The 17,722-nt window shown below is 40.9% G+C and carries 14 protein-coding genes; 7 read left to right on the forward strand and 7 right to left on the reverse strand.

The window, feature by feature from the left end:
• Positions 1–17: 17 nt before the first annotated feature.
• Together EV695_RS08950 and EV695_RS08955 are read right to left on the reverse strand one after the other, a co-directional pair.
• The gene (locus tag EV695_RS08950) at positions 18–3,074 is read right to left on the reverse strand and encodes an efflux RND transporter permease subunit (protein ID WP_131905591.1); all 3,057 of its coding nucleotides are present in this window, start codon (positions 3,072–3,074) and stop codon (positions 18–20) included.
• A gap of 24 nt (positions 3,075–3,098) precedes the next feature.
• Complete coding sequence (locus EV695_RS08955) at positions 3,099–4,250, reverse strand: efflux RND transporter periplasmic adaptor subunit (RefSeq protein ID WP_165874664.1); 1,152 nt, start codon at positions 4,248–4,250, stop codon at positions 3,099–3,101.
• Between the two features lie 128 nt (positions 4,251–4,378).
• Here EV695_RS08955 and EV695_RS08960 point away from each other — a divergent pair, with 128 nt between their 5' ends.
• The 3 genes from EV695_RS08960 (at position 4,379) to ppnN (ending at position 8,241) form a co-directional block, all read left to right on the forward strand.
• The gene (locus EV695_RS08960) at positions 4,379–5,002 is read left to right on the forward strand and encodes a TetR family transcriptional regulator (RefSeq protein ID WP_131905593.1); all 624 of its coding nucleotides are present in this window, start codon (positions 4,379–4,381) and stop codon (positions 5,000–5,002) included.
• A gap of 344 nt (positions 5,003–5,346) precedes the next feature.
• Positions 5,347–6,636 carry a valine--pyruvate transaminase gene (locus EV695_RS08965; RefSeq protein WP_131905594.1) on the forward strand — a complete coding sequence of 430 codons (1,290 nt, stop codon included), beginning with the start codon at positions 5,347–5,349 and terminating at the stop codon, positions 6,634–6,636.
• 231 nt (positions 6,637–6,867) lie between these two features.
• Complete coding sequence (gene ppnN, locus EV695_RS08970) at positions 6,868–8,241, forward strand: nucleotide 5'-monophosphate nucleosidase PpnN (RefSeq protein WP_131905595.1); 1,374 nt, start codon at positions 6,868–6,870, stop codon at positions 8,239–8,241.
• Positions 8,242–8,345: 104 nt separating this feature from the next.
• On the opposite strand, the gene EV695_RS08975 is transcribed toward ppnN, so the two are convergent.
• Positions 8,346–8,837 (reverse strand): hypothetical protein, encoded by a 492-nt coding sequence (locus tag EV695_RS08975; protein WP_207907024.1) that lies wholly within the window; start codon positions 8,835–8,837, stop codon positions 8,346–8,348.
• Between the two features lie 419 nt (positions 8,838–9,256).
• Between EV695_RS08975 and EV695_RS20260 the strand changes: the two genes are divergently transcribed.
• On the forward strand, positions 9,257–10,354 hold the full coding sequence (locus EV695_RS20260; protein ID WP_207907025.1) for a tetratricopeptide repeat protein: 1,098 nt from the start codon (positions 9,257–9,259) through the stop codon (positions 10,352–10,354).
• Between the two features lie 84 nt (positions 10,355–10,438).
• Positions 10,439–10,891, forward strand: a complete 453-nt coding sequence (locus EV695_RS08985) for a hypothetical protein (RefSeq protein WP_131905597.1) — start codon at positions 10,439–10,441, stop codon at positions 10,889–10,891.
• Positions 10,892–10,983: 92 nt separating this feature from the next.
• On the opposite strand, the gene EV695_RS08990 is transcribed toward EV695_RS08985, so the two are convergent.
• Positions 10,984–11,262 (reverse strand): hypothetical protein, encoded by a 279-nt coding sequence (locus EV695_RS08990; protein ID WP_131905598.1) that lies wholly within the window; start codon positions 11,260–11,262, stop codon positions 10,984–10,986.
• 139 nt (positions 11,263–11,401) lie between these two features.
• On the opposite strand from EV695_RS08990, the gene EV695_RS08995 reads away from it, so the two are divergent.
• Positions 11,402–12,097, forward strand: coding sequence for a dimethylsulfonioproprionate lyase family protein (locus EV695_RS08995; RefSeq protein ID WP_131905599.1), 696 nt, complete (start codon positions 11,402–11,404; stop codon positions 12,095–12,097).
• Between the two features lie 239 nt (positions 12,098–12,336).
• Positions 12,337–13,698, forward strand: a complete 1,362-nt coding sequence (gene nhaA / locus EV695_RS09000; RefSeq protein WP_131905600.1) for a Na+/H+ antiporter NhaA — start codon at positions 12,337–12,339, stop codon at positions 13,696–13,698.
• 304 nt (positions 13,699–14,002) lie between these two features.
• Here nhaA and EV695_RS09005 read toward each other — a convergent pair whose 3' ends face one another.
• The 3 genes from EV695_RS09005 to EV695_RS09015 all read right to left on the reverse strand — a co-directional run bounded on the left by EV695_RS09005 (position 14,003) and on the right by EV695_RS09015 (position 17,611).
• On the reverse strand, positions 14,003–14,794 hold the full coding sequence (locus tag EV695_RS09005; protein ID WP_131905601.1) for an MBL fold metallo-hydrolase: 792 nt from the start codon (positions 14,792–14,794) through the stop codon (positions 14,003–14,005).
• Positions 14,795–14,901: 107 nt separating this feature from the next.
• Positions 14,902–16,242, reverse strand: coding sequence for a DUF2254 domain-containing protein (locus EV695_RS09010; RefSeq protein ID WP_131905602.1), 1,341 nt, complete (start codon positions 16,240–16,242; stop codon positions 14,902–14,904).
• A gap of 178 nt (positions 16,243–16,420) precedes the next feature.
• Positions 16,421–17,611 carry a DUF481 domain-containing protein gene (locus EV695_RS09015; RefSeq protein ID WP_131905603.1) on the reverse strand — a complete coding sequence of 397 codons (1,191 nt, stop codon included), beginning with the start codon at positions 17,609–17,611 and terminating at the stop codon, positions 16,421–16,423.
• Between the last annotated feature and the right edge of the window lie 111 nt (positions 17,612–17,722).

Genomic DNA, 17,722 nt, shown 5'->3' on the forward strand with positions numbered 1-17,722 from the left:
TTTACTCTATTTTAATATTAGCTTTTATATTTAACACCATAAAACAAAGCGTATAACACAGGTACTAAAATCAAAGTCAGCACCGTCGCAAAACTTAAACCGAACATAATGGTTACCGCCATTGGCTGAAAGAACACATCAGAAAGCAACGGTATCATTCCCAATACGGTGGTAATCATCGCCATCGTTACAGGTCGTAAACGACTCACAGATGCATTGGATATGGCATGCAGCATTTCATCGCCTTCTTCTTCATTGAGGCGTTTGATTTCTTCTACCAACACTATCCCGTTTTTAATCAGCATCCCGGTCAAACTCAAAATTGCCAGTAACGCCATAAAGCTGAATGGTGCGCCAGTCACCAGTAAACCCCAGGTCACCCCAATCATCGCCAACGGCACAGTTATCCACACCGCCAATGTTTGCTTAATCGAGTTAAACATAAAGATCGTGATAACCAGCATCACTAAAGCACCCAAGGGAACAAATGCAAATACCGCTTTGTTGGCTTTTTGCTGGGCTTCAAACTCACCCCCCCACTTTAAGCTGTATCCTACCGGCAATTCTATTTCTTCAACCAGAGGGCGTAGTTTTGCCAATAACGGCACAGGCATACTGCCCGTAGCGGGGTTAGGATCTGCCAGTACGGTTAAGGTACGTTTTCTATCACGACGTTTAATTAAGGGGTCTTCCCATACTACATCGATACCGTTGATAGTTTGCTCGATATTGACATAAGCCTGCTTTGCAGGACTGAATATCTCTATATTTTTTAACTCATCAAAACTACTGCGTTCTGATTCTGGCGGACGTAACTTAATCGGCAATATCTCAGAGCCATCCCTAAAAACACCAATCGTAGTGCCAGACACATTCAGCGCAATAGCATCATCGAGGTCTTTTTTACTAATGCCTAAACGCCTTGCTGCATTGTCATTAAATATCGGGCGAACCAGCTTAGTACGTTCTCTCCAGTCCTGCTTTACATTGATCGCATCTTCCTCAGCGAGAAATATTTTCTCTGCCTCAGCTCCCAGTTTTCTTAGGATTTTTGGGTCTGGGCCAATAAAGCGCGCTTCAATTTTTGCTTTGGTACTAGGCCCAATAGCCATACGATCGTATTTAGTGAACGCTTGCGGATAGTTAGCATCGGTGTAGGTTTTAATTTCACTCATTAATGTTCCAACCCGCTCGAAACTGTCCGCACGCACTAATAATTGAGCATAACTTGGGTAATTAAATTCTGGGCTGTATGTCAGCATAAAACGATCTGCACCGCGCCCGATAGTCGCTGTTACTTGCTCAACACCCTGTTGTTTCTTGATATAGTTTTCTAAACCACGGATGTCTTTTTCAGTCGCGCGAATATCACTCCCTTCCGGCAACCAGTAATCCAGTATGAAGACAGGCAAAGAGCTCGCAGGGAAAAATGCCTGCTTCACGTTGCCGAAATTCATCATCGAAAAGACAAACAAGCCGATAATTCCAAACAAAGTTAACCAGCGAAAACGCAAGAAAACATGCAATAACCAGCGATAGGTTCCGTAGAAAACACCTTTATAAGGGTCTGCCGCCATATTATGTTGTTCAACAATCTCTTCTTTGAACATCAAATAACACAGGAAAGGGGTAATCGTGATAGCCATTATCCAACTCAAAAACAGCGAGATAAACAGTACCCAGAATAAACTGCCAGTAAACTCACCACTGGCATCCGGTGACAACCCGATCGGCGCGAAAGCAGCAATCGCTATGATTGTTGCGCCCAATAACGGCCAGACAGTATTTTTAACGATACGATTAGCCGCTTCAATTCGCGTTAATCCACGTTTTAAACCGATCATGATTCCTTCGGTAATGACGATGGCATTATCTACCAACATTCCCAGTGCAATGATCAAAGCTCCTAAAGAAATACGATGCAGCTCTATGCCTTGAATTTTCATGATGATAAAGGTGCCGAGAATCGTCAGTAACAACACAATACTCATCAAAATACCTGGGCGTAGTCCCATTGCCACAAGCAGTACCGCTATTACAATGCCTATTGCTTGTGCCAAACTCACCACAAAATTTTGTACCGAAGCATCAACCTGACCCGGCTGATCGTAAATAACGCCAATCTCTATACCTATCGGCCGTGCAAATTCTAATTCTTTTAGTCGTTCTTTTATCGCCTTGCCCACTTCGACTACGTTAACGCCTGATGCGAATGAAACCGCCAGCGTTAAGGCATTTTCTCCATTGAAGTGATAAATATGACTGGCAGGATCGATAAACTGTTTACTGATGGTGGCGATATCAGACAGATATACCAATTGATCACCATTGCGCCCTACGGTTAGGTTTTTCAATGCCTCTATGGATGAGACCGTACCGGTCGAGCTGATGCGCACATATTCTGTGCCGATTTTTATTTTTCCGGCATTACTCACAAGATTCTGCGTTTGCAACAAACCTTGTAAGGAGCTGACATTTAGCCCTAATGCAGTCATGCGCGAACGATTAATCTCGATAACCAGTTCTTCACTTCTGGTACCACCGACTTGCACTTTACCGACACCATCGACCACCACTAATTCTCGTTTCAGGTAATCGACATAGTCTTTTAAATCACTGTAGTCATAGTCTTTACCGGTGATAGCCATGAAATAGCCAAACACGTCACCGAATTCTGTATTCACTATAGGCGTAGCAGAACCCACGGGTAAGCCTGCCTGCATATCTGAAATTTTACTGCGCATTTCATCCCAGATCTGGGCGAGGTCGTCCTTACGGTAGGTACTTTTCATTTCCACCATAATTTGCGACATGCCATTGCTTGATGTCGATGTCACATTATCCAGATAAGACAAGGTTTGCAGTGTCGTTTCCAGTGGTAAGGTGATTTCTTCTTCAACTTCTGTGGCTGAAGCACCCGGATAATAGGTGACTATCATCGCCTGTTTGATGGTGAAGTTAGGGTCTTCCAGACGCCCTAAACCCTGAAATGAGATAATGCCGCCGGCAACCAGCAACACGATAATCATCCAGCTGACTGTTTTTTGGCGTATAGAACGTTCCGCGATATTCATAACTTTGTATCCTGATAGTCCGTTCTATAAACCGCGTTCTTTAGTTAAAGGACGAATCTTCTGACCCTCTGCAAGATAACTCACACCGGCAGCCACCACTTTATCCCCAGCGCTTAACCCATCTATGATACGGATATTATCTTTAACGATACCCTTCACTGTCACATTGGTTTTAGTAACTCGCATATCTTCAGTGACTTTCCATACCCACTGCTTGTCATTTTCATCGAACACCGCTTCAACAGGAATTAATAGACCTTTGTTATCTGTGGCTAACTCTAGTTCGGCGAAATCCAATTCGATATCAACACTCATTCCGGGAAGTACATTGTAGTTTTCAGGATTTTTTAGACTGAATAAAACGGGATAAGAACGCGTCGCCTGATCTGGGACAGAATCATGTTCTTTGTAGCACGCTTTGATCTCATTATTATTATCAGAGGCTAGTTTTACTTTGCCGCACATAGACTTGTATTTATCAGATTTTCTTAAGCTTTTAATCAAAGTCTCCGGAATATCAAACTGTACATCCAGTTGAGTGGTGTTTTGCAGTTGAACAATCGTTTGCTGTGGCTGAATAAACTGAAAGTTTTCAATATCGACATGAGAGATCGCACCAGTAAACGGGGCGCGTAATTTGGTATAGGTTAAATCCGTCTTGGCTTGCTTAACCGCGACTTCTGCGGCTTTTAGTTCTGCGGTAACGGCATCCACTTCTGCCTGAGAGGCATAACGCTTCTTGAATAATGTGGTGGTCTGTTTGTACTTGGTTTTCGCCAGATTCAATTTGGCAATACGATCATCATAAGCATTCTGATAATCAGTACTGTCTATTTGCGCTAGAAGTTGGCCTTTTTTGACTTGAGAGCCAGACTTCACCATGACTTTCTCTAATTGACCGGGCACTCTAAATGCCAGATCAGATTTTTTATTTGCTTCTATTAACGCCGGGAACGAACGCAGACTTGTGCCCTGCAAACCCATTACTTCGCTGATTATGGCTGGTCGGACAATTTCCTCTTTAGCCATTTTCTCTGAGTTCTCGGTGCTTTCAGTGCCTCCTGAAGCTTCATCAGCCATTGCATTTCCTGCACCTTTGCAGGCAGTTAATGTACTCAATAACAGCAAGATAAAGAGAAGCGCAGAAGACTTCCCTGAATTAGCAGTGATGTTCATTACATAGTTCTCGGATATAGATAGTGGGGACGTATTATATACATACATTCTTGTATGTATAGTTTATTTCTGATAAACTGCGAAAAATTTTTAGGGCTCTGTGATTAATAATCTGTGAATAATAAATAATGGCTAGAAAAACCAAAGAAGACGCGCAAAAAACCTTTCAGGCTTTGCTTGAAGCAGCACAGCGCCTTTTTATAAAACAAGGTATCGCCAACACCACACTGAATCAGATAGCCAAAGAAGCCGGTATGACTCGTGGGGCTTTGTATTGGCATTTTGAAAATAAAGATGCGTTGATAATGGCTTTGTGGGAAGAAGGCGCAGGTAGCTTTAACCATGAAACCACCCATGCTTTAGAAAACCTCAGTGAAAATGAAAACCCTGCCGATACATTCAGGCTGTTAATGCATGGCGTTATCGGTGCTGTGCTGACTGATCCAAAGCTCAGTCAATCGCTAAAAATAATCATGAACTGTGTTGAAATCACTGATGAAGAAACGCCATTGCGCGCCTACTTACAAGAAAAATATACATCGTATTTCACCAGCATGGCGATAGCGATTGACCACCTTAAAAGTCAATCCATGCTAAAAGTAGAATTGTCTGCGAATACCATTGCCGCAGGCTTACTCTCGTATTTATATGGGATGGTCAATTCTCACCTGCAACCTTCCAGACTGATCAATCTTGAAAACGATGGTATTGCCTTGATTGATCTCTATTTAAATAGTTTTATCAAAGACTAGCGCTTCAGGATTTCTAATTAATTATTCTCTTCAAAATTAAGCAATGTTCTAACAACGGCGCTCTAATAACCGCGCTTTAACAACGATGCTTTAACAATAATGCATTAAATAAGCATCAATAACACGATAACAACAAACCCACCCCCCTACTTATAAGCACTTTTTTTATTTAGATAAATTTTTTATTCAATCAAAAAAAATTAACCTCATAGCTATTCAACAAGGTTTATACTTAATCTTTACGTATACGTAAAAGGGACACTCTAAACGGTGACTTATACATTTTATCTGAGCTGATCTTTACCCATCTCTCATATCATTAACAAACCCAAACTAATACTGTGATGAACTTATCTAAATTCGGCAAAAAATTTACCCAACCTACTGGCATTACCCAGTTAATGGAAGACCTTGGCAACGCCAACAATAGCGGCAATCCGGATATTGTTATGCTGGGTGGTGGCAACCCTGCATTGATACCAGAATCCAATGATCTGTTTGTGAAAGAACTGCAGGCACTCATCTCCAGCTCGAAAGTCGATTCAATGCTGGGTTTATACGATGGACCACTGGGTTTTGATGAATTTAGAGAAGCCTTGGCAGATATGCTTAATGACCATTATGGCTGGGGTCTCGATGCGAACAATATTGCCTTGAGCAATGGCAGTCAGAGTAACTTTTTCAGCCTGTTTAATTTACTTGCTGGTGAAATGACTGACGGCAGTAACAATAAGATTCTGTTTCCGTTAGCTCCCGAATATGTAGGCTATGCCGATCAGGGTTTAAGCGATGATATGTTCGTTTCGATAAAGCCTAAAATCAATATTCTTGAAAATGATTCGGCAAGTGATGCCAGCCACAGCAAGCAAAAACAGTTTAAATACGAAATCGATTTTGATGTTCTGGAAGAAACGCTAGCTGAAACGCATCGAAATATTGGTGCTATATGTGTGTCCCGGCCGACAAATCCTACTGGTAATGTGATTACCAATGACGAGCTTTCCAGACTCGACGCACTTGCACAACAATATCAAATTCCATTGATCATTGATAATGCTTACGGGCATCCATTCCCCGGGGCGATATACATCGATGCAAAACTCACCTGGAACCCGAATACGATTCTGTGTATGTCATTATCTAAACTTGGATTACCGGGTTTAAGAACAGGCATAGTGATTGCCAATCATGACATTATCAACGCGCTTAGCCGCATCAACGGCGTTATGATTCTTGCGCCAAACAGCGTTGGCCCAACGTTAATGACCCGCATGATTAAAGACAAAGAGTTGTTAAACCTTTGTCGCAATGTGATCAAGCCTTTTTATGAAGACAAAGCCGCAACAGCGGTTCGTGTATTCGATGAAGTGTTTGCAGATCAGCCTGTATATCTGCATAAACTCGAAGGTGCATTTTTCATGTGGCTTTGGTTTAAAGATATGGATATCACCGGACAGGAACTCTACACACGCTTGAAACGCGAAGACGTTTACATCATTCCCGGGCATAACTTCTTCATCGGCATTGAAGATGACTGGGAGCATAAACATCAATGTATTCGAATCAATTACGCCAAAGATGAAGCAACTTTGAGAAAAGGTCTGGAAGCAATCCATCGCATCATCACCTCGTAATAGCCGGAGGTGATCCTATAAAGAAGGTCTTGGATCACCTCTAAAGTCACCCCCCCACTTATAAGGCATTTTTTGAACAGTATTCATAATGGTGTAATATTGTTCACTTACACTGCTTCGTCTAAATTTGTATCTAGGACGTTTTAAATAACAAAAAAATCAAGGGCACAATAGAATCACCAATCCACTCTAGTTGTAACCTTAGAATAAATCTATTGGAATCATACATACATGTCAGAACAGTTAGTTAGCGCGCGAATTACACCAACACAACATCTTAATATATTATCTCAGCTGGAAGTTTCCCGATTACTGGATGCATCGAATACCGGTATTTACCGCTTGTTTCGCCAATGTGCATTGGCGGTATTAACGCATGGAAATTACACCGACGATGCAAAAGAACTGCTGGAACGCCACAAAGCCTTCGAGATTCGCATCATTCAGCAAGACCGAGGCATCAAGCTTGAAGTAAAGGGAGCGCCCGCCGAAGCCTTTGTTGATGGCAGAATGATTCAGGGCATCAATGAACACCTGTTCGCGGTGATGCGCGATATTCTCTACACGCATGACGAAATACTCGATAATCCGAAATTTGATCTGGAAGACAGTGATGGCATTACCAATGCGGTATTCCATATTATGCGCAACTCAGGCAACCTTCGCCCACGTTCCAGACCGCAACTTGTGGTGTGCTGGGGTGGACATTCGATCTCTCGGATGGAATATGATTACACCAAGGAAATCGGTTACCAGTTAGGTTTACGTGGCATGGACATTTGTACTGGTTGTGGACCCGGTGCAATGAAAGGTCCCATGAAAGGGGCGGCTTACGGTCATGCCAAACAACGTATCAAAGACGGCCAATACCTCGGTATTACTGAGCCCGGTATTATCGCTGCTGAATCACCTAACCCGATTGTTAATGATTTGGTTATTCTGCCTGATATCGAAAAGCGCCTTGAAGCGTTTGTACGCACTGGGCATGCGATTGTGGTATTCCCTGGCGGCGCAGGAACTACCGAAGAAATTCTCTATATTCTTGGTATTTTATTGCATCCCGATAATGAAACCATGCCTTTCCCATTAATCTTTTCAGCGCCCGAAGGCTCTCGTGATTACTTCCAGAAAATAGATGATTTTATTGGTGCCACGCTGGGTAAAAAAGCTCAGGAACAATATGAAATTATTATTGATAACCCTGAAAAAGTCGCAAAGAAAATCAAGAAAGGGACGAAAAGAGTTCGAGATTTCCGTCGTCAACATAGCGATGCGTATTACTATAACTGGCGTTTAAAAATTGACACCGAATTCCAGCAGACGTTTATTCCAACGCATGAAAATATGGCGAATCTTGAATTAAGCAAAGACCTGGAAACTCATGTACTCGCGGCTAATTTACGCCGAGCTTTTTCCGGGATCGTAGCAGGTAATGTAAAAGATGAAGGCATACGTGCCATTGAAAAACACGGTCTATTCCAGTTGAGTGGAGATCCTGAGATCATGCAAAAAATGGATGATTTACTGAAATCATTTATCAAAAATGATCGAATGAAATTACCAAGTGATGTGGCTTATACGCCGTGTTATCAGATTGTAAAGTAAGGCAATATTAATTGATTATAAAGTAGGAGGGTGTAAGCCACCCCCCTACTTTAGTCGACTTTTTTGTCGTGTTTTTCGTTTAATGTCTTCAGCGACTTTCTATATCAATGAACGTCTACTGGTTCACCGTCACCAATCACATCACCAATATTAATAAATGAATACGCAGAAATAGTTGCGTAACCACCCCAACCTACAGTGCCACTGTTACTTGGTGACGTATATGCACCTACATCGTATGAACTATTATTAGCACCATTTACCACTTTTAAAACTAAACGAGCAGTGATACGTCCAGTCTCAGGATCATAAGTCATCTTGGTTCTACCCGTTGCAACTTTCCCTTCAATCACTTCAGTTTGGTCAGCATTAATTGTTGCCGTACCACCAAAAAGTAAACCTTCATATTGATAGACACTAAAATCTACACTAAAACTCCCATCAGTCAGAATATCAGTATCTTCAAATTGTGCTATGGCAATCACTCTAGCTTGGTCATCGGGGAGTCCTATGGTTCTAACTTTTGCAGTAAAGTTGCCTTCCAATGCTGAAGCCGTAAAGCATAACGATAAGGCGATAACAGAACTCATGAGCATGATAAATTTTTTCATTAATTTTCCTTTGATGGTTTGTTTATAAAAATTATAATAATGGCTTACAAAATAAGAGCTTAGTAACTGCTTTTATTAAAACCATCCACAACCCATCACATTAATTAATAAAACACATTACCATTTTTTAGGCTTTCTCTGGTTTTAGCTACATAATGAACAAAACTGACGAAAGACGGCGAGTGCCCCTAAATGAATATGGGTGATGATGAATGATGAATGATGATGACGATGACAATGACGATGAGTAAATATGCGCGACGACGATTGATGACGAGCACAGTATTTTGCGTATGAATCTTCATTTAACCGCTAGCTTCATGGTTAAGATCGGTTTAATTGCTTATAATCATCGCTTGTAGAGTAGCTCACACTTTTGCAATGATAAATCTATGGAAAGGATTATGCGGTTAGCAGTTGTTATATCACTTATATTATTAGCAACGCTATTTACTACGCTACCCCGTTCTGTTCTATCTGCCCCCGAAGCCACCGTAACAAAGCATTCTCATAACGGTCGCGTCCATAGCCATATACTGCCTAAAACCGGGCTAAAACATTTTCACCGCCATTCGCATAATGGACGCAGTCATATTCACCCTTATTCTGCTGAAATTGGTTTTAAACATACGCACAACAGTCCACAAACGAAACCTGACCCTAACAGTGTAAAACATCAACACGGCAATAGATGGCACAGCCACCCTTTGCCAAGTTCTGGGTTAAACCATCCACATCGACACAAACATGGAGGTAGAACGCATTCTCATCCTCTACCTGCCACTGGGATTGATCATTATCATCGCGTAAGTCCTTCTAATATTACCACTGCTTCGTCATCTCCTTTATTTGCGCCTGTGACAACACCTTTTGAACAAGGCGATGATTATTCAGATAGTTCGGCTTTTAAACCCACTCAGAAACCTGAGATCAATATAAAGGAAATAGTTGAACAGCTATCTATAAGCAAAAAAAACAATTCAGTTAAAAAAATCACTAAAGCAAAAGCTAAAACCAGCCCTAAAAGACAAGTAAAGAAAAAAACCAAGAGAAAAGCCAAGAAACAGGCCAAAACCAAGCAACGCATCAAACAATCGACTAAACAGAAAAAGAGCCCCTCTAAAGCTGTATCCAGCTATAAAGCTAAACAAGTAGACGAAGAAGACAAAGAAGAAGTCAAAGAAGAAGCACAGCAGATGATTGAAATACCTGCAATACCTGCTGCAATAGAAGAAGAAAAAATGATTGAAACGCCCACCGAAGATCAACAATTGAGTGCAACAAGACAGTTTGAAATTGGCTTACGCTATGAACATGGAACAGGCATAGAAAAAAACCTGAAACAGGCGGTAAAATGGTATCGCAGAGCCGCTGAACAAGGGCATGCCAAGGCGCAATTTAATTTAGCATCAATGTATGAAAGTGGCGAGGGTGTAGAAAAAGACTTAAAGCTCGCTCTCAAATGGTATAAGAAGGCTGCTGAACAAGGCAAAAATAAGTAACATAAGAAAATCACGATTACGCTTCAAAACAAGACTACTTATCACTACTTTTTAAACGATAAAAACTATCTAACAGGATTCACCATGAAATCATTTTTACTCGCTGTTTGTTTGAGCTGTTCTTCATTACTGCTATTTAGCTCAACGGCTATAGCAAGCACAGAAGAGAATGCCAATACTGAAATCACTAAATTATTAGAACAAGCCATACATGAAAATGTTAAGCAGATGAAAGCTGAAAACATCGAAGGCACAATGGCAACTATTCACACAAAATCCAATCTGTATGCGAGTAGCAAAAGTCTGATTTCTCGCCTATTCGATATCTATGAACTCGATTATGAAATCATTGATATCAAATTCATTGCCCATCAGGATGAACTGGCTTATGTTCGAGTAAAACAACTTACCAAAAAAGTAACAGGACCTGCATTCAAGAATAATGAACTCGACATGGTGCAAATATTCAAACAGGAAGACGGTAAATGGAAAATCTGGTCTCAAGCGAATATGAGTGTCGTGTTTCTAGACCAATAACTGACGAATAAAGAATTATTAAAAGATAAACTAACGTCACCCCCCTACTTTGAGGCGTTTTTTTCGCGCTCAAAGTAGGAAGTTAGATCACACTATCCTTTGGCTTTTTCCAAATACAAAGGGTGCGTCGCGATGAAATGCTTTAACACTTCTTTAAGTTTAGCCGCTTGCTCATCATGGCCTTTACGTTTTGCTTCTTCGATATCATCTTTAATAATTCTTCGAAGCTTAGGAATGCCGTCTTTCCCATGAATAATATAATCAGCAAGCTCAGAGGCGACCGCGTCTGGCACATGTTCGTGCATGGCAACCGCTGCAATTTCTTCCTCAGTACAATCACACATACCGATAATATCTTGTAGATTTAGCATCTTTAACTCTCCCTGGTTATTTCGTTTGCTTATGTATTTACTGAATCATTTATTCATAATAATTAAACAAATCACCTAAATTACGTTCGCTAACATTTCTTCTCCTTATTAAACAATACTCCTTTCTACGGAGTGTTATGTGAGAATTGAAAACAAACAACGAAAAATCAAAGTAACTATTGATACAGATCAATCAAATTTCCGAACACTAAACAATAAAGATGAACCTATACTCAGAATAGTAAAAATAAACCATGGCAATTCAATCAATGAAAACCACTCAATGAAAACAACACAATCCGCTGATCAAATTATCTATTTCTTGAAGCAATGCGCTGATGCAATAAAAATTCAGACGAATAACCCAACCGTACTTAAAGGCGCTGAAATCTTTAGTCAGCGAATAAAATCCCCCACAGAAAAGCAGTTTAACCCTCATTTATTGCCCGTTATAGCTCAGATCGAACACCTATCATCGACACCTTTTACCTTTAACTTTCAGCAAATTGTCACAGACATGGTCTGGAGGCCCTCTCCCCGTACCGATGAAAAAGGGGAACAAATGGCACTGGGTATTTTCAATGAAGTGTTAGATTTAGGTGATATCGTTGTTGGTTTATTAGTGGTGGATAAACATCAGAGTTATCCGCTGCACCAACATCGACCACAGGAATTGTATCTGGTGTTATCAGGAACTGGCGATTGGCGATACGGTGGTTCAGAGGAATTCAACACCTTAGTACCGGGTGATGTGATATATAACCACCCCAATGATCTGCATGGGGTAAACGCTTTAGATGAACCCATTTTGGCTTTATATGTATTATGGAAATAGCCACAAGGTTTTAGCATTCAAACCTTGAAGATAAAGCACGTCGTTTCTTGCATTGTTTCTTGCATTGCTTGTTGTCATACGTCTTATTTGGACTCTACACATTTAACAATATGAACAGTGTGTTAGTTTGTGTTTGGGCTGTATTTCTCTTAGGGTCTTATTTGAAAATAAACATATAAACCTCACCATGCTTAATCAACAATAAATCAACATTTATACAATACAGGGAGTATTAAATAATGAGCGCTAAGCAGCCAAAAGCTGACCTTGCCAAACCCATAGAAAAACAATTTGAAAAACTCACAGAACCGTTTAACCGGTTTGTAAATAACCAGATTTCTGGGGCGCTCTTACTTATTCTAGCGACACTCTCCGCACTGATAGTGGTCAATAGCCCATGGCATGATTACTACTTCGCGCTGGAAAACATTGAATTTGGTGTCGTGTTTAACGACTACGAAATTCGAAAATCATTACACCACTGGGTCAATGACGGTTTGATGGTGTTATTTTTCTTCTTGCTGGGTTTGGAAATCAAACGAGAATTTCTGGCCGGTGAGCTACAATCTTTTACCCAATCAAGCACTGTTATTATGGCGGCATTGGGTGGCATGATTTTTCCCGCGTTAATTTTTGCGGCGTTTAATTATGACACTGAAAGTGCCGCGGGCTGGGGAATCCCGATGGCGACAGACGCGGCCTTTGCACTGGGTGCTTTGGTGTTGCTAGGGTCACGCATTCCTAGTGGCTTGAAGGTGTTTTTAGTCGCTCTAGCGATTGTTGATGATATAGGAGCAATCATTGTGATTGCGGTGTTCTATACCGATCAGCTTAATTTACAGATGCTAATGATCGCTGCGGGTTTGTTTGCTCTATTGCTGGTGATGAACCGCTTAGGGATACGCAAACCTTTGCCTTATTTGCTGATCAGTATTCTACTGTGGTATGTAACCTTGCTATCTGGAGTACATGCAACGGTTGCTGGGGTACTCGCGGCATTTGCCATACCTGCACGTCCACGACGTCATCCGCGTAACTTAGCGAAGAAACTACGAACCGCGGCTAAGCAAATGGATCAGATTGAAGAAAATCCTGAAACAGAGATGCTTGCCGAAGCCAGCAATCACAAAATTGTTGAAGACGTTGAAGAACGAGCCAAAGAAACGAAAACACCCCTAAGAAGCTGGGAAACAACCCTAGAAAGACCGGTAAGCTTGTTCGTGATTCCGATATTCGCATTTCTAAATGCGGGCATCGTTATTTCCTTAGATACCATCAATGCCATTATCCCTGCGACTATCAGCTGGGGCATTATTGCTGGCCTGGTACTCGGTAAACCCATCGGCATCGTTTTAATGAGTTGGATTGTGTTAAAACTGAAATGGGGAGAATTACCCGAAAATGTAACACTTAAACACATTATTGGTGTCGGATTACTTGCCGGCATGGGCTTCACGATGTCGATTTTTATCGCGTCTCTGAGTTTCCCTGGTCACCCTGAAATGCTCACCCAAGCGAAACTGAGCATAATGCTGGCGACGGCTTTAGCTGGCTTACTGGGCGTAATCTGGCTATGGGTTTTGTCATCCAGAGAAAAGTAGCGGCTGATTAGCTACTTATAGGCTAGCATTATTAGATCGAATAAAAAAGCCGGCATTGATTGAAATTTAGATAATCCAATCAATACCGGCTGTTATTTTAGTTAACCATTTTCTATCTTCTAACTAACTTTATTCACGCTACTTCTTTGACAAAGTCATGACGTATTAACCAGGAATCATTAGAAAATAATGATTGCCACCCCCCTACTTTGGGGCAGTTTTTTTGGCTTATCTATTTCACTGCAATCAATTTCACTGCAATCAATTTCAGTGCAATCAATTTAGTGCAATCAACGCACTGTCGTTAACCTTGATCACCCGCACGTACCGCTCGTATTAACTCTTGCGGCAAATCAACAACGTCACAAGGGCCACGGAATTCTTCAGGTACATCACCCGGGCATTCACCACAGGCTTCATTACCCGGCACGGCGAAATCAATTTTGCGCGGATATGGTAAATCAAGATTATTCATAATAGCGACAAATTCATCCTGAGTTTTATTATTACCCAGACGTGGATTACGATTCTTTTCCTGGCCGATGGTGGTTATCTGTCGTCCTTCATAATCATGCGCAGGATAAACAAGGGTCTCGTCTGGCAAAGTAAAAAACTTCTGCGTAATGCTTTCATATAATTTAACGGGGTCACCCGATTGGAAATCCGTTCTACCGCAGGCTTCAATTAACAAAGCATCACCGGTAAACACTACTTTCTGCATACCATTATCTAATAAATAGGCGTGATGCTTTCCCGTGTGACCGGGTGTAAATAAGGGCTCTAATTTAATATTACCCACCATAAATGGTGTGCCTTCAGATACGCCTAAATCGGCACAGGGTAATTGCTCCATAGCGGGAACTACAATCTGACTGCCAGCAAATTCCTTTAATTTTTTCGCACCAGTAAGGTGGTCTGCATGAACATGGGTTTCCAAAGTATAGGTTAGACCTAAACCCAGTTCTTTTAGGGCTAGTAGATCACGTTCCACAGTATCAATCACGGGATCTATTAATACCGATTGCCCCGTTTCTTCACAGGCGATTAGGTAGGTATAAGTACTAGAGTCTTTTTCATAAAGCTGTTTAAAAATCATGGTTCACCTCTTACTGTTTGTTTCATTTGATCAGCATAGCTTTTTATCAGCAAAATTAATTCCACTGCAATCTGATCTAATCACATTTCAGATAAAAATTAGATGACTTATATCTTCTCATTCAAAATTAAATCCAGCTCTTTTTTCCAGTGTTTAATATCTTCAATATCATAGTCAGAAAGCCCCATTGCTTTTTGCTCTGAAACGATGGCTTTAGCCTGTTTATCGATAGCTTCGGTCTGTTCGGATGTTTTAGCGATTAGGGCTAATTTATGCAGTGTTTGTAATAAATGAATGGTTACTGCCAGATCCCTCTTACCGTGATGACGTATCTGGTTAAACGATGCTTCAACAATGCCATTAAAGGTAAATGGTTTTAATTGCATGAGTAGATGCCCACTGTCATCAACATATTGCTCATTGGGAAATTGTCTCCCCATTAACAAGCCAATATTACTGCCCAATCTATCGATACAGCTAATAGCAGTAAAGGGATCATTAATACCCGGCGACAATGCCCTAAGTGCAACTTCAACCAATTGCCTAATAGCAAATTCAGGGTCTTGTTCGGGCGTTGCTTTATCCCCAATAATCAATTGTGCATTAATCTGTTTCGTTATGTCATTCTCATCAGGCTTTTCCTCTTTATGAAGAAAGTAAGCAATTAACGATGCTTCTATAATAAATTCACCCGGCTTTATCAAAAAATGCACAGCCACGTTATTATCGCGACAGCATTCCAGTAACGCATTGACATCAAACGCCTGAAGATAACCCGACTTTTGCGCATACACTGGATTTCCTTGCTGTTCAAAGTGTTGCTGAATATTTGAGGGCTTTTTTAATTTAAGCGGTTGTTGGTCTGGCTCTGTTTCATCAGGAAACAGCGTTTTGAGTTGTGCCACCAGTTCTTTATCAACATCGCCAATGACACTATCCGCCTGAATGGATACCGCTATGTGATGAATAAAGAAAACCAGCAAAAGCAGATTGATGAATATCAGCACCAGCAACACGATCATCGAAATAAATGGGGTGGTTTTTTCCAGATCCATCGAACTAGTAAATTGCAATTGTAAAATACAATATAAAAAAGTTCCGATGAAACAGCCCAACACCAACTGGTTGAACCTATCCAACATAAAGTTGCGGAGTAAACGGGGACCGAATTGCTGTGAAGCGAGCGTTAGCGATGCAATGGTAATGGAGAAAGAAACGCCTGCGACACCTAGGATGGAAGTTGCAGAAACACTCAAAAGTGAACGTATATTTTGTGAGTTGTTGAAGAACAGAAAGAGATCAGGGTATTCAATATGACGCGCTAACAGGGTTTTATCGAGATAAAAATTAAGAAAGGCCAAACCTGCACCTAACAACAGCGAACACAGTGGAATCATCCAAAAATTAGCGCTGATGATTCCCAGAAAATGCAGTATTCGTGTTTTCATAGATTCAGTTATTGTATAACAACCTCAGAATGGTTTTTCTAACTTAATACTACGTTAAATAAACGATATGAGCCTGATTAAAACAGGCCCATATCACAGTATAATTTACATCTTGTTCAATGAATGACTCATCATTGTTTCGCTAACTTTTTTAGCTAACAAGATGTAGATTCACCACTTATTTTAGACGGTATCTAACACCCATTGTAAGGCTCTTATCTAGATCATCATTGCCGTTATCAGCAATTCTGTCGTCCGTATCGGTTAATTTTGCTTCAACACTAAAGTCTAACTTATTGGTCAAACTATAAAGGAAAGTAGAACCGATTGTGTTGGTCGTCAGTTCTGGTCCTATATCAGACTCATTGTGGTCCAGGGTCCATTTGTTTTCCCAATCAATTTTATCAGTTAGCTCATGTGTGAGTGACATCGCGTTATTGAAGTTAAAGCTATCATCGCCATCTTTAAGTGTTGCTGTTGCAATAGCTTCGTTTGAAAACTGAGTGCGATTGCTTAGCGGTTTGTGGTACTCAGCACCTATTTCAAGCGCAGGCTTGCCATCTTCTCCGTCATAATCAGAAAGAACAGCACCGACACCTGCTCGAACTAACCAACCACTCTTACGGGTTGAAATACGCTCGTTCACAAGCACATCATAAGATTTTAAGATAGCTCTGGCGTTTAAACCTGTAGCGCCATTTGTCATCCCACTCGCTTTAAGAGCCGTTTCTATATCCTGTACCCAGTATTGCTCGTAATCTTCAAAGCCGTATTTAGAACGATATTCCGCTTCACGTTCGATAATTTGTGCTACTTGTTGATAGGTTGCATTGGTTGGATCGGCTTTAATAAAGCCATTTTCTTTTAATTCCTGAATGATACGAATTGATCGTGCCATTGGCGTCACATTGATAACGCGTCCGTAACCCACACCAGCTGTCGCTTTAGTAAATGGGTCTTCCTGACCTTTCTTTAAGCCGACCTCACCTTTACCGTACCAGAATGCTTCACTTTTATCGGGGTTGAAGTAATTATCAACGGTTACTGACCCAAGCGCCTGATAGGTACTTTCTCTATCATCACCATCGCTTGATCCGCGAGAAACTGTACCTGTTCCTAAAAAGTCTAGTTTGGTATTTCTGTTTTTTGAACTGAAAACTTTTTCGTAATCGATCGATAAGTCCAGATCGTAACTGGTTTGATCCTGGTTACCACTATCCAGATTTAAATTACCTGAGAAATAAGCATCTTCATACGCTGAGGTTGCTTTTTCGTAATCTGTAATAAGAGGTTCAGCCCACAAAGGTGTCGAACCTATTGATACGATTGCCGTTGAGATAGCGACTTTTAATAGTGATTGCTTTGTCATGTTATTTTCCTTTTATTGATAATGAAAGATGATTAATTAAAACTTACTAATTTGTTGATTCAGTTATGATGGATTTGTCTCTAAGGAAACTTTACCCAGAGGAACAACGCT

Source organism: Cocleimonas flava (assembly GCF_004339015.1).
Classification (GTDB): domain Bacteria; phylum Pseudomonadota; class Gammaproteobacteria; order Thiotrichales; family Thiotrichaceae; genus Cocleimonas; species Cocleimonas flava.